Annotated in this window: 13 protein-coding genes; 12 read left to right on the top strand and 1 reads right to left on the bottom strand. The window is 71.5% G+C overall.

The window, feature by feature from the left end; all coding sequences use genetic code 11:
- Positions 1 to 23: 23 nt before the first annotated feature.
- From FIP57_RS06935 to FIP57_RS06900, 8 genes are all read left to right on the top strand, one after another.
- Positions 24 to 665, top strand: a complete 642-nt coding sequence (locus FIP57_RS06935) for an ABC transporter permease (protein WP_148572796.1) — start codon at positions 24 to 26, stop codon at positions 663 to 665.
- Position 666: 1 nt separating this feature from the next.
- A complete protein-coding gene (locus tag FIP57_RS06930; protein WP_148573045.1) occupies positions 667 to 1,848 on the top strand; it encodes an ABC transporter ATP-binding protein in 1,182 nt (393 codons plus the stop codon).
- Positions 1,845 to 2,633, top strand: a complete 789-nt coding sequence (locus FIP57_RS06925) for an ABC transporter permease (RefSeq protein WP_148572795.1) — start codon at positions 1,845 to 1,847, stop codon at positions 2,631 to 2,633. Before FIP57_RS06930 ends, FIP57_RS06925 begins: the two co-directional genes overlap by 4 nt.
- The gene (locus tag FIP57_RS06920) at positions 2,633 to 3,604 is read left to right on the top strand and encodes a glycine betaine ABC transporter substrate-binding protein (protein ID WP_148572794.1); all 972 of its coding nucleotides are present in this window, start codon (positions 2,633 to 2,635) and stop codon (positions 3,602 to 3,604) included. The genes FIP57_RS06925 and FIP57_RS06920 overlap by 1 nt, the downstream gene beginning before the upstream one ends.
- Before the next feature lie 39 nt (positions 3,605 to 3,643).
- Positions 3,644 to 4,258 (top strand): LysE family translocator, encoded by a 615-nt coding sequence (locus tag FIP57_RS06915; RefSeq protein WP_148572793.1) that lies wholly within the window; start codon positions 3,644 to 3,646, stop codon positions 4,256 to 4,258.
- Positions 4,259 to 4,305: 47 nt separating this feature from the next.
- Entirely contained in the window at positions 4,306 to 4,752 is a 447-nt protein-coding gene (locus FIP57_RS06910; RefSeq protein WP_148572792.1) for a hypothetical protein, read from the top strand.
- A 103-nt stretch (positions 4,753 to 4,855) separates the two neighbouring features.
- Positions 4,856 to 5,266 (top strand): YciI family protein, encoded by a 411-nt coding sequence (locus FIP57_RS06905; protein ID WP_238993351.1) that lies wholly within the window; start codon positions 4,856 to 4,858, stop codon positions 5,264 to 5,266.
- Complete coding sequence (locus FIP57_RS06900; protein ID WP_238993338.1) at positions 5,239 to 6,522, top strand: RNA polymerase sigma factor; 1,284 nt, start codon at positions 5,239 to 5,241, stop codon at positions 6,520 to 6,522. Before FIP57_RS06905 ends, FIP57_RS06900 begins: the two co-directional genes overlap by 28 nt.
- A 352-nt stretch (positions 6,523 to 6,874) precedes the next feature.
- Here FIP57_RS06900 and msrA read toward each other — a convergent pair whose 3' ends face one another.
- Positions 6,875 to 7,522, bottom strand: coding sequence for a peptide-methionine (S)-S-oxide reductase MsrA (gene msrA / locus FIP57_RS06895; RefSeq protein ID WP_148572789.1), 648 nt, complete (start codon positions 7,520 to 7,522; stop codon positions 6,875 to 6,877).
- An 82-nt stretch (positions 7,523 to 7,604) separates the two neighbouring features.
- On the opposite strand from msrA, the gene FIP57_RS06890 reads away from it, so the two are divergent.
- From FIP57_RS06890 to FIP57_RS06875, 4 genes are all read left to right on the top strand, one after another.
- Positions 7,605 to 8,813, top strand: coding sequence for a cystathionine gamma-synthase (locus FIP57_RS06890; protein WP_148572788.1), 1,209 nt, complete (start codon positions 7,605 to 7,607; stop codon positions 8,811 to 8,813).
- A 31-nt stretch (positions 8,814 to 8,844) separates the two neighbouring features.
- Positions 8,845 to 10,206 carry an AI-2E family transporter gene (locus tag FIP57_RS06885; protein ID WP_238993337.1) on the top strand — a complete coding sequence of 454 codons (1,362 nt, stop codon included), beginning with the start codon at positions 8,845 to 8,847 and terminating at the stop codon, positions 10,204 to 10,206.
- A gap of 84 nt (positions 10,207 to 10,290) precedes the next feature.
- Complete coding sequence (locus tag FIP57_RS06880; protein ID WP_148572787.1) at positions 10,291 to 11,202, top strand: ABC transporter permease; 912 nt, start codon at positions 10,291 to 10,293, stop codon at positions 11,200 to 11,202.
- A 64-nt stretch (positions 11,203 to 11,266) separates the two neighbouring features.
- Positions 11,267 to 12,337, top strand: a complete 1,071-nt coding sequence (locus FIP57_RS06875) for a taurine ABC transporter substrate-binding protein (RefSeq protein ID WP_148572786.1) — start codon at positions 11,267 to 11,269, stop codon at positions 12,335 to 12,337.
- The last annotated feature ends 3 nt before the right edge of the window (positions 12,338 to 12,340 follow it).

The following is a 12,340-nucleotide window of genomic DNA, read 5'->3' as shown; positions in this document are numbered from 1 at the left end:
CGACCAGGGGGTGACGCGCAGCCGTGTGGGACTTCATCGTGCAGGAGCGCGCCGACATCGTGTACGGCGGCTACCAGCACGTCTCCCTCGTCGTGCAGTGCGTGGCCCTGGCCGCGGTCATCGCGTTCCTGCTCGCCGTCCTGGTGACCCGGGTGCCGGCCCTCGAGGGGCTGGCGAACGCGGTGAGCGCGATCGGCCTCACCCTCCCGTCGTTCGCGCTGCTCGGGTTCCTGCTGCCGCTGCTCGGCATCGGGCCGGGGCCGGCGGTCGCGGCGGTCACCTTCTACGCAGTCCTGCCGATCCTGCGCAACGCCGTGGTGGCCCTGCAGGGTGTCGACCGGACCCTGCTGGAGTCCGCGCGGGGGATGGGGATGGGCGCGGTGGCCACCCTGCTGCGCGTCCAGCTGCCGCTGGCATGGCCGGTGATCCTGGCCGGGATCCGGACCTCGACGCAGATGTCGATGGGGGTGGCGGCGATCGCGGCCGTCGTGCTCGGCCCCGGGCTGGGCGGCTACATCTTCAGCGGGCTGGAGCAGATCGGCAACGCCAACGCGCTCTACTCCGCCCTGGTCGGGACGATCGGCGTCGTGCTCCTCGCGCTGGTGCTCGACGCGCTGTTGCTGCTGCTCGGGCGGCTCACCACCTCGAAGGGGATCCGTGCCTGAGATGACCGACCAGCCGATCAGTGGCGTCGACCTCGAGCTCGTCGACGTGACGAAGAGCTATCCCGGCCAGGAGCGGCCGGCGGTCGACGGGCTCACCCTGCACGTGCCGGCCGGCGAGATCGTCATGTTCATCGGGCCGTCGGGGTGCGGCAAGACCACCTCGCTGAAGATGATCAACCGGCTCATCGAGCCGACCTCGGGGACGATCACCATCGGCGGCGACGACGTCCGGAAGCAGAAGGTCGACGAGCTGCGCCGCCACATCGGCTACGTGATCCAGGGCGGCAGCCTGTTCCCGCACATGACCGTCGCGCAGAACATCGCGCTGGTGCCCAAGCTGCTGAAGTGGGACGACAAGCGCGTCGAGGCCCGGGTCGACGAGCTGCTTGACCTGGTCAACCTCGACCCCGGCCGCTACCGGGACCGATACCCGCGCGAGCTCTCCGGCGGCCAGCAGCAGCGGGTCGGCGTCGCACGTGGGCTGGCCTCCGACCCGCCGGTGGTGCTCATGGACGAGCCGTTCGGCGCCGTCGACCCGATCACCCGCTCGCGGCTCCAGGACGAGCTGATGTCGATCCAGTCCGAGCTCCGCAAGACGATCGTCTGCGTGACCCACGACATCGACGAGGCGGTGAAGCTCGGCGACCGGATCTGCATCCTCCAGGAGGGCGCGCAGGTCGCGCAGTACGACACCCCCGAGCACGTCCTCGCCGCCCCCGCGAACCGGTTCGTCGAGGACTTCGTCGGCGCCGGGTCCGGGCTCAAGCAGCTCACGCTCACGCGGGTCGACGACATCGAGCTGCGGTCGTGGCCGACCGCGTCGGTGGGGGAGCCGGTGGCCGAGGTCCTCGCCCGGGCCGGCCAGGCGGGGGAGAGCTCGGTGATCGTGCTCGACCAGCGCCGCCGGCCGCGTGCCTGGTGCTGGGTGCGCGACCTCGAGGGGCAGGACCGGGTCCCGCCGCCGGCCGGCGACGAGGTGCTCGGGGTCGACCGGCGCGCCACCCTCAACGACGCCCTCGACGACATGCTCAGCTCCAGCTACGGCGCCGCGGTGGTGACCGGCCGGCGCGACGAGTTCCTGGGGGTCGTGGACTTCGCCAGCGTCACCCGGCACATCCAGGAGACCGCCCAGCAGGTGGAGGCCTCCGCGGGCTCCGGTCCCGACGGGACGGAGCGCACGTGACGGACACCGCCGCGCAGCCCGCCCCGACCGGCCGTGCCGCGCGGCTCCGGTCGTCGGCGAACCGCGAGCAGCTCCTCCTGCTCGCCGGCATCCCGGTGCTGGTGCTCGTGGTGCTCGGCGGCTGGGTCGCGTGGCGGCTGACCGCGGACCTCGACGACATCGAGGCGCGGCAGCTCGCGTGGGACGCGATCGGCCGGCTGACCTGGCAGCACGTCCGGCTCACGGTGGTCGCCACCGTGCTGGTGCTGCTGATCGCCGTGCCGCTCGGGATCATGCTGACCCGCCGGGGGTTCTCCCGCGCCGCGCCGCTGGTCGTCGGCGTCGCGAACATCGGCCAGGCTGCCCCCGCGATCGGGCTCGTCGTGCTCTTCGCGATCTGGCTCGGCTTCGACTTCTGGACCGCGATCGTCGCCTTCACCCTCTACGGCATCCTGCCGGTGCTGCGGAACACCATCGTCGGGCTCCAAGGGGTGGACGCCACGCTCGTCGAGGCGGGCCGCGGGATGGGGATGTCCGCCGCCGAGGTGCTGTGGCGGATCGAGCTCCCCCTCGCCGTGCCCGTGATCATGGCGGGGGTCCGCACCGCCCTCGTCCTGGTCGTCGGCGTCGCCTCCTTCGCGACCTTCATCGACGCCGGCGGTCTCGGCGCGCTGATCCAGACGGGCATCACGCTGTTCCGCACGTCGGTGCTGGTCAGCGGCGGGCTCCTCATCGCGCTGCTCGCGCTGGTCGTCGACTGGCTGGGACGCGTGCTCGAGACCGCCGTACGGCCGAAGGGGTTGTGATGCGCGCTCCTGCCGCACGACTCGTCGCCGGGATTGCGGTCCTCCTCGCGCTCGCCGGCTGCGGGCTCGGGACGGCGTCCGGGTTCAGCCCGACCGGGACGCTCGCGGGGCCCGTCGAGGACGTCGACCTGACCGGCGCGGAGGTCAAGGTCGGCTCGAAGAACTTCACCGAGCAGCTGGTCCTCGGCAAGATCGCGGTGATCCTGCTGAAGTCGGCCGGCGCCGGGGTCACCGACCTGACGAACATCCCGGGCAGCGCGAGCGCCCGCTACGCGCAGGTCGACGGCCAGGTCGACATGGAGTGGGAGTACACCGGCACGGCATGGATCAGCTACCTCGGGCACACCAAGCCGATCCCCGACGAGAAGAAGCAGTACGAGGCGGTGCGCGACGAGGACCTCGAGGAGAACGGCCTCGTCTGGCTCGAGCCTGCGCCGATGAACAACACCTACGGCTTCGCGACGCCGAAGGAGACGCTGGACCAGCTCGGGATCACCAAGCTCTCGGAGATCCAGGAGCTGCCGCCCGAGCAGCGGACGTTCTGCGTCGAGTCGGAGTTCAAGAACCGCAACGACGGGTTCGAGCCGATGCTCGAGGCCTACGACCTCACCTTCGGCTCCGACGTGCCGCGAGGGAACGTCAAGACGCTGGCCACCGGGGCGATCTACGCGGCGACCGACCAGGGCGAGTGCAACTTCGGTGAGGTGTTCACCACCGACGGCCGGATCAAGGCGCTCGACCTCGTGGTGCTCGAGGACGACCGGCGGTTCTTCCCGGCGTACAACGTCTCCGCGGTGTTCCGGAAGGAGGTCGTCGACGCCCACCCGGAGGTCGAGGAGCTCTTCGCCCCGGTCTCCGAGGCGCTGACCGACGAGGTGCTGCTCGACCTCAACGCGCGCGTCGACGTCGACGGCGAGGACCCGACCAAGGTCGCCGAGGACTGGCTGAAGGAGGCCGGCTTCCTCGAGTAGGCGGTGGACGTGCGGGGCCACCGCTGCCAGCATCGAGGGATGACGCCGACGTTCCTGCTGACCGCGCTGGTCATCGTCGCGACGCCGGGGACCGGCGCCCTGTTCACCATCGCCACCGGGTTGGCGCGGGGGAGCCGGGGAGCCCTCGTGGCTGCCTTCGCCTGCACCCTCGGCACCGTGCCGCACCTCGTCGCGGCCATCACCGGGCTCGCGGCCGTGCTGCACGCCAGCGGCGTGGCGTTCCAGGTGCTGAAGTACCTCGGTGTCGGCTACCTGCTGTGGATGGCGTGGCGGACCTGGCGCGACCGCGGTGCGCTGGTCGTCGAGGGCGGGTCGTCGCGGGGCGGGTCGTGGCGGTCGGTGGTCGGCTCCGGGATCACGCTGAACCTGCTGAACCCCAAGCTGACGCTGTTCTTCTTCGCGTTCCTGCCGCAGTTCGTCACCCCGGGCATCGGCGGCGCGACGTGGCAGATGCTCGCGCTCAGCGCGGTCTTCATGGCGATGACCTTCGTGGTGTTCGCCGGCTACGGCTGCTGCGCGGCCGCCCTGCGCGAGCAGGTGCTCTCGCGGCCGCGGCTCCTGGAGCGGCTCCGCAAGGCGTTCGCCGCTTCCTTCGCCGCCCTCGGCGCCCGCCTCGCCTTCGAGTCGCGGTGAACCGCAGGACGGGACGTCAGGTCCTTGTCGGGTGACCGACGGACCCGGTGTGCTTCTGCACTGTGCGCGTCTACGGCCCCGAGAACTCCTTCTTCCGCATCGAACGGCAGTGGCTGCCCTGGCGACGGCGGGTCAGGGACCTGCCCGGCGGCAGCGCCGACGGGTGGACCAGCTCCGCCACCCACCTCGGTGACGACCCGATCTCCGCGATCATCGCCGTGGTCCTGCTGATCCTGCTCCTGCCGGTGCTGCTGTTCTTCCTCCTGGCCGCCGTCGAGCTGTTGCTGCTGATGCTGCTCGTGGTGCCGGTCGCCTTCGCGCGGTCGCTCTTCGGGATCCCGTGGACGATCCGGGTCTCGCGCAACGGCACGCTGCTGCAGACCGAGCAGGTGAAGGGCTGGTTCGCCTCCCGCCGGCGGATGCAGGAGCTCACCGAGCAGGCGCGAACCGGGCAGCTTTCGCTGCTGCACCCTGCGGAACCGCCGCTCGTCTGAAATTGTTCTGCCCGCCGTGTCGATCCGGCGCCGTGCCGTTCGACCTTGGTGCAGCAGGGGCCAGAAGGGGCCCCGGGACGACGAGGAGAGCACCGTGAAGTACATGCTGATCATGCGGGCGACCGACGAGGCGTTCGCCTCCTTCCAGGACGTGCCGTTCGAGGAGATCCTCGAGGCGATGGGCCGGTTCAACGACGAGATGATCTCGGCCGGCGTGCTGGTCGCGGCCGAAGGGCTCGACGACGCGGAGAAGGGCGTCGTCGTGGACTACTCCTCGGAGCCGCCGGTCGTGACGGACGGTCCCTACGGCGAGACCAAGGAGCTGTTCGGCGGCTTCTACATCCTCGACGTGGCCTCGCAGGAGGAGGCCGTCGAGTGGGCGAAGAAGGCGCCGATGGCCGGCCCGGGCATGAAGACCGAGATCCGCCGCGTCACCAGCATCGACGAGTTCCCGCAGGACAACGTGTGGATCCAGAAGGAGCGGGCGTGGCGCGAGGCGACCGGCCAGCTCTGAGCGCCGTACGGGCCGGGAGCCGCGAGGCCGTCGAGGCGGTCTGGCGGCGGGAGGCCCCGCGCGTGGTCGGGGCGCTGGCCCGCTACACCGGCGACTTCTCGCTCGCGGAGGACCTGGCCCAGGACACCCTCGCCGAGGCGCTGGTGTCCTGGCCCCGCGACGGGGTGCCGCGCGACCCCACCGGGTGGCTGCTCACCGTCGGCCGGCGGCGGGCGATCGACACCTTCCGCCGCCGGTCGGCGCTGGAGGAGCGGTACGCCGCGCTGGCCCAGGAGGTCGTCGAAGTGGAGGACGACCTCCTGTGGGACCCCGACCGGATCGAGGACGACCGGCTGGCGCTGGTGCTGATCGCCTGTCACCCCGTGCTGTCGCGGGAGGCGAGCGTGGCGCTGACGCTCCGCGTGGTCGGCGGTCTCACCAGCGAGGAGATCGCGGCGGCGTTCCTGGTCCCGACCGCCACGGTGCAGGCCCGGATCACCCGGGCGAAGAAGACCCTCGCGGCGGCGCAGGTGCCGTTCGAGGTGCCGTCCGTCGAGGAGCGGCGACAGCGGCTCGGGACCGTGCTCAGCGTGGTCTACCTGATCTTCACCGAGGGGTCGGCGGCCACGTCGGGGACCGACTGGATCCGCACGGACCTCGCCCACGAGGCGGTCCGGCTGGCCCGCGTCGTGGCGCGGCTCTTCCCCGACGAGTCCGAGGCCCAGGGGCTCCTCGCCCTGCTCGAGCTGACCGCGTCCCGGTTCCCGGCGCGGGTCGACGAGCACGGCGAGGCGGTCCTCCTCGAGCAGCAGGACCGGCGGCGCTGGGACCGGGCGGCGATCCGGCGGGGACGGGCGGCCCTCGCGATGGCCGGCAGCGTGGGCCGCGGGCTCGGCGCCTACGGGCTCCAGGCGGCCATCGCCGAGTGCCACGCGGTCGCTCCCTCGGTCGACGACACCGACTGGGACCGGATCGTGGTGCTCTACGAGGCGCTCGCCCGGCTGGCGCCGTCACCGGTCGTCGAGCTCAACAGGGCCGTCGCGATCTCCGTCGCCCAGGGGCCCGCCGCCGCCCTCCCGCTGGTCGACGACCTCGTCGCCTCCGGCACGCTGACCCGCTCCCACCTGCTCCCGAGCGTCCGGGGCGAGCTGCTGACCCGCCTCGGCCGGGTCGACGAGGCGCGTACCGAGCTCGCCCGGGCCGTCGAGCTCTGCGGCAACGAGCGGGAGAAGGAGCTGCTGCGGCGGAAGATCCGCGCCCTCGACACCTCTGGTTGAGCCGCCCCTCGTGGTGGGCCTGGAGGCGTTGAACCGCCCTTCGTGGTGGACCGGGCTTGGTGTTGAGCCGCCCTTCGTGGCGTGCTGCTGCTCGTCGTACGGCGTCTGCGCGGGCGTCTCGACGCGCCAGAAGGGGCGGCTCGACACCATCCGGCTTCGGGCTTGGTCCGGTCGGACGTGCAGCTCTCTCGAGAACCGGTCATGCACCCCGGCTTCAGGCAGAGCTGCACGTTCCAGTGGCCCTCGGGTCGGCACGGACGCGCCAGAAGGGGCGGTTCAACACCATTACGCGCGCCACGAGGGGCGGTTCAACACCTACAGCGCGCGCCAGAAGGGGCGGTTCGAAGGTCCCTCAGGCGTCGGCGGGGAAGGGGACTCCGGTGTTGGCGTGGCAGCGGTAGCCGAAGGGGTTCCGGGCCAAGTACTGCTGGTGCAGCTCCTCGGCGTAGTAGTACGTCGGCGCCGGGGCGATCTCGGTGGTGATCGGGCCCAGGCCGCGACGTGCGAGCTCCTCGCCGTAGACCTTCGTCAGCCGCTCGGCGACCTCGACCTGCTCGGGCGTGGTGGTGTAGATCGCGGAGCGGTACTGCGTGCCGACGTCGTTGCCCTGCCGCATCCCCTGGGTGGGGTCGTGGACCTCGAAGAAGGTCTTGACCAGCGACTCGTAGGAGACCACCGCAGGGTCGTAGACGACCCGGACGGCCTCGGTGTGACCGGTCAGCCCGGAGCAGACCTCCTCGTACGACGGGTGCGGGGTGATCCCGCCGGCGTAGCCGACGCTCGTCGACCACACGCCCGGCTTCTGCCAGTAGATCTCCTCCGCGCCCCAGAAGCAGCCGAGGCCGAAGATCGCGACCTCCAGCCCCTCGGGGACCTCGTCGGTGACGATCGGGGCGTCGAGGACCAGGTGCTTCTCCGGGAGGGTGAACCACGGCGCGGGGCGGCCGGGCAGCGCCTCGCCCGGCTCGGGCAGGCGGCTCTTCTGGCGCGAGAACAGCATGGGGTTCCTCCGGTCTCTCTGGGCTTCCAGTCTGTGCAACCACGCAAGTGGGTCGGATAGTCCCGTGGGTACGTTGGTCGTCATGAGCGACGAGGACAAGGGCGGCCGGACCGGCGACCAGGCGGGCGGGAGCGCCCGGGCGGGCGTGGAGAAGCTGGGGTTCGAGTCGCGGGCGATCCACGCCGGCTACGAGCCCGACCCGACGACGGGGGCGGTGATCCCGCCGATCTACGCGACCAGCACCTACCTGCAGGACGGGGTCGGCGGGCTGCGCGGCGGCTACGAGTACTCCCGCTCCGGCAACCCGACCCGCACCGCGCTCGAGGAGTGCATCGCGGCGCTCGAGGACGGCGACCACGGGTTCGCCTTCGCCAGCGGGCTCGCCGCCGAGGACACGTTGCTGCGCTCGGTCTGCCGCCCCGGCGACCACGTGGTGATCCCGAACGATGCGTACGGCGGCACCTACCGGCTCTTCGACCGCGTCGAGACCCCCTGGGGGCTGGCGCACACGCCGGCGCCCGTCTCCGACCCCGAGGCCGTCGCCGCCGCGATCCGGCCGGGGGAGACCAGGATCGTCTGGGTCGAGACGCCGACCAACCCGCTGCTGAACATCGCCGACATCCCCGAGCTCGCGCGGATCGCCCACGACGCCGGTGCGCTGCTCGTCGTCGACAACACCTTCGCCTCGCCGTACCTCCAGCAGCCGCTGACCCTCGGCGCCGACGCGGTCGTGCACTCGACCACGAAGTACTGCGGCGGCCACTCCGACGTCGTCGGCGGCGCGCTGGTCGTCCGGGAAGGCGACCTGGCGGAGAAGATCCGCTACCACCAGAACGCGATCGGCGGCGTCGCCGGCCCCTTCGACTCCTGGCTGGTCCTGCGGGGGCTGCGGACGCTGGCGCTGCGGATGGAGCGGCACTGCGACAACGCCGAGGCGGTCGTCGCCTTCCTCTCCGAGCACCCGGGTGTCTCCGAGGTCGTCTACCCGGGGCTCTCCTCGCACCCCGGCCACGAGGTGGCGAGCCGCCAGATGAAGAGGTACGGCGGCATCGTCTCGTTCCGGGTCGCGGCAGGGGAGCAGAAGGCGCTCGAGGTGTGCGGGGCGACGAAGCTCTGGACTCTGGGGGAGTCGCTCGGCGGCGTCGAGTCGCTGATCGAGCACCCGGGCCGGATGACCCACGCCTCGGTGGCCGGCACCGACCTCGAGGTCCCGTCGGACCTGATCCGGCTCTCGGTCGGCATCGAGACCGTCGACGACCTGGTCGCCGACCTCGACCGCGCGCTGTCCTGACCCGGTTCCACCCCCGACATACGCTGACGCGGTGCGACCCGCAGAGGACGGCCCCCCGCCCGACGAGACACGCTCGGAGGGGGCCGGCGCGCCGTGTGAGGGCGGCCGGCTCCACGGCGTGCTGAGCCGGCGCCGCCGGCGCGCGATGTCGCAGGAGCAGCTCGACGACCAGTTCGAGCGACGGTTCTCCGCGCAGTTCGCCAAGCACTGGGCCCAGGTACGCGCGGAGCGGCGCCACGACGAGGCCGACCCGGAGGAGCCGAGCATCCGGGCGGGGCAGTCGAACTTCCGCACGGCGCGCGTGCCTTACGGCGTCGACCTGGCCGCGGCCTGGTCGTGGCGGTTCCTGGTGATCGTGGCCGCGGGCGCGGTGATCGCCTACGCGGTGTCGTTCTTCTCGCTCGTGATGATGCCGGTCGTGGTGGCGCTGTTCGTCGCCGCCCTGGTCGCGCCGCTGGTCAACCTGCTCGCGCTCGCCTTCGGTCGAGGGCTCTCGTCGCTGCTGGTCGTGGTGCTGGTGCTCGGCGTGGTCGGGCTGATGCTCACCTTCGCCACCCAGCAGGTGATCCAGGGCGCGAACGACCTCGCCGAAGGGGTGGTCGAGGGGCTGGAGGAGATCCGCACGTGGCTGCGGGACGGCCCGTTCCACGTCTCGGACGCGCAGATCGACGACGGCATCCAGGAGATGCAGGACCTCGTGGTCTCCAGCAACGAGGAGATCGTGGGTCGGCTGCAGGACGTCGGCACGACGATCACCCACATCGTCGCCGGGTTCTTCATCGTGCTGTTCGCGACGTACTTCTTCCTCGCCGACGGGCGCACCATCTGGGCCTGGGTGGTCCGGCTCTTCCCGCGGGCCGCCCGTGAGCGGGTCGACGCCTCCGGCCGGGTGGCCTGGCTCAGCCTGACGCAGTTCGTGCGGGCGACGGTGCTGGTGGCGCTGGTCGACGCGGTCGGCATCATGATCGTCGCCGCGATCCTCAAGGTGCCGTTCGTGGCGGCCATCGGGGTGCTGGTCTTCCTCGGCGCGTTCGTGCCGCTGGTCGGGGCGACGGTGTCCGGGTTCGTGGCCTGCCTCGTCGCGCTGGTCGACCAGGGGCCGATCGTGGCGCTGATCATGCTCGGGGGCGTGATCGGCGTGCAGCAGCTCGAGGCGCACATCCTGCAGCCCTTCCTGCTGGGCCGGATGGTGTCGGTCCACCCGCTCGCGGTGATCCTCTCGATCGCCTGCGGGGTATACCTCGCCGGGATCGCGGGTGCGCTCGTGGCGGTACCGTTCGTCGCGGCGTTGAACGCGGTGGTGGTCTACCTGAACCAGACACCGCCCGAGGTGGAGCCCGGACGGACCGACCCGGTCGTCGAGGCAGCCGAGGAGGACCCGGCCGCGGGTTGATCCGCGCCGAACCCGGACCCCTACCCAAAGTCAATCAACTTTATGTGGTTTGATGCACCCGACAACAGGGAGCCGAGGGAACCGATGACCGACACGAGCGTCGACACGGGCGCCGGCACGACCGCGGGGGGCCGCGCGCCGCAGCCCACCGGCGGCAACGGCGCGGCCGCGCTGGAGCGGCGCGCCAAGCGGGCGCAGCGGCTCCGCCGGCTCGGGCTGCACACGGCGTCGCTGGTCGGGCTGATCCTGGTCTGGTGGCTGGTGACGCGGCTGGAGCTGGTCCGGCCGCTCTACCTGCCGTCGCCCGGGGCGGTCTGGGACGCCTTCGTCACCGCCAACACGGACCACCCGGTGAGCGAGGGGTCCGACCGGATCGTCCGCGGTGAGCAGAACTACTACCTCTGGGAGCACCTGGTCGCCAGCCTGCAGCGGATCGCGATCGGTGTCGCGGCCGGCGTCGTCGTCGGCGTCCCGCTGGGGCTGCTGATGGGGACGACCTGGCTGGGTGTGCTCCTCGAGCCCTACCTCAACTTCGTCCGCTCCCTGCCGCCGCTCGCCTACGTCGGGCTCCTCATCGCCTGGTTCGGCATCGGCGACACCTCCAAGATCTGGCTGCTCTTCCTCGCGGCGTTCCCGCCGATCGCGGTCGCCACCATCTCGGGGGTGAAGGGGGTGCGCGAGGACCAGGTCAACGCGGTCCTCACCCTCGGCGCCTCCCGCCGCCAGACGCTCACCACGGTGGTGCTGCCGTCCACGCTGCCCGAGGTCCTGACCGGGCTCCGGGTCGGCGTCGGCTTCGCGTGGACGACGGTGGTCGCCGCCGAGATCGACAACGGCATCCCCGGCATCGGCGGCCTCGCCTACCTCGCCGGTGGTCAGCTCCGGACCGACCTGGTGATCGCCTGCATCATCGTGATCGGCTTCGCGGCCATCGCGCTCGACCTCGGGCTGAAGTACCTCGAACGAGCCCTCGTCCCCTGGCGCGGCAAGGCGTGAGCGCCCTCCACCGACCGACCCCGACCCCGCAGTCGACCGCGCGTCAGCGCACGAAGGAGAACCTGTGAACCCCACCCTGAAGCGCGTCCTGGCCGGCGCTGCCGCCGTCTCGCTCGCAGGCGTGCTCAGCAGCTGCGTCGAGTCCGGTCGCGAGTCGACGACCGCCGCGGACAGCGACTGCCCGTTCGAGCCGGACGAGTCGATCGAGACCACGGCCCGCATCGCATGGCAGCCGATCCCCAACGGCGACCTGGTCGTGAAGGACCTCGGTCTCCTCGAGGCGTGCATGCCGAACGCGAAGATCGAGTGGGTGCAGGCTGCGTCCGGCGGTGACGTCGTGGAGTACTACGGCGGGGGTGACGTGGACCTGGGGCTGATGGGCTCCTCTCCGGCCACCATCGCCTCCTCCGAGCCGAAGGTGCGCGACGTGGACCTCGCGGTCGTCTGGATCCACGACGTGATCGGCGACGCCGAGTCGTTGGTGGTCAAGGACGAGAACGTCACGGAGATCAGCCAGCTGAAGGGCGGGAAGATCGCGGTCCCGTTCAGCAGCACCGCGCACTACTCGCTGCTCCAGGCGCTCATCGAGGAGGGGATCGACCCGAACAAGGACGTGAAGATCATCAACCTCGCACCGGAGAAGATGCCAGGCGCGTGGCAGGGCGACCAGATCGACGCCGCCTGGGTCTGGGACCCGACCCAGAGCCAGCTCCTCGACGACGGCGGGACGCGGATCCTGTCGAGCGAGGACACCGCGGAGGCGGGCCGCCCGACCTTCGACCTCGGCACCGTCGACCGCACCTTCGCGGCGGAGAACGAGGAGTTCATGACGATGTGGGCGAAGCTCCAGGACCACGCGGTCAAGATGATCGCCGACGACCCGGACGCCGCCGCGGAGTCCGTCGCGGTCGTGCTCGGCATCGAGCCCGACGCGGCCAGGGCGCAGTTCGAGGGGTTGACCTACCTGACCGCCGAGGAGCAGGCCGGGCAGGACTACCTCGGCGGCAAGCTGGCCGAGGACATGCTGACCACCGCGAAGTTCCTGCTCGACCAGGGCGGGATCACCAAGGTCGGCACCCCCGAGGAGTACGCCGAGCACGTCGACGCCGGCCCCGCGCGCCGGGCCTCGGAGTAGCCA

Source organism: Nocardioides caldifontis, from assembly GCF_008087345.1.
GTDB classification, from domain to species: Bacteria; Actinomycetota; Actinomycetes; order Propionibacteriales; family Nocardioidaceae; genus Marmoricola_A; species Marmoricola_A caldifontis.
Note: the sequence above shows the minus strand (reverse complement) of the source record. Positions and strands in the feature narration are given on the sequence as shown.

Bases quoted from the DNA above. Each gene is read 5' to 3' on its own strand.
- msrA (WP_148572789.1), bottom strand. From the start codon at position 7,522: ATGCTGTTCTCGCGCCAGAAGAGCCGCCTGCCCGAGCCGGGCGAGGCG.
- FIP57_RS06920 (WP_148572794.1), top strand. From the start codon at position 2,633: ATGCGCGCTCCTGCCGCACGACTCGTCGCCGGGATTGCGGTCCTCCTC.
- FIP57_RS06915 (WP_148572793.1), top strand. From the start codon at position 3,644: ATGACGCCGACGTTCCTGCTGACCGCGCTGGTCATCGTCGCGACGCCG.
- FIP57_RS06905 (WP_238993351.1), top strand. From the start codon at position 4,856: ATGCTGATCATGCGGGCGACCGACGAGGCGTTCGCCTCCTTCCAGGAC.
- FIP57_RS06930 (WP_148573045.1), top strand. From the start codon at position 667: ATGACCGACCAGCCGATCAGTGGCGTCGACCTCGAGCTCGTCGACGTG.
- FIP57_RS06880 (WP_148572787.1), top strand. From the start codon at position 10,291: ATGACCGACACGAGCGTCGACACGGGCGCCGGCACGACCGCGGGGGGC.
- FIP57_RS06890 (WP_148572788.1), top strand. From the start codon at position 7,605: ATGAGCGACGAGGACAAGGGCGGCCGGACCGGCGACCAGGCGGGCGGG.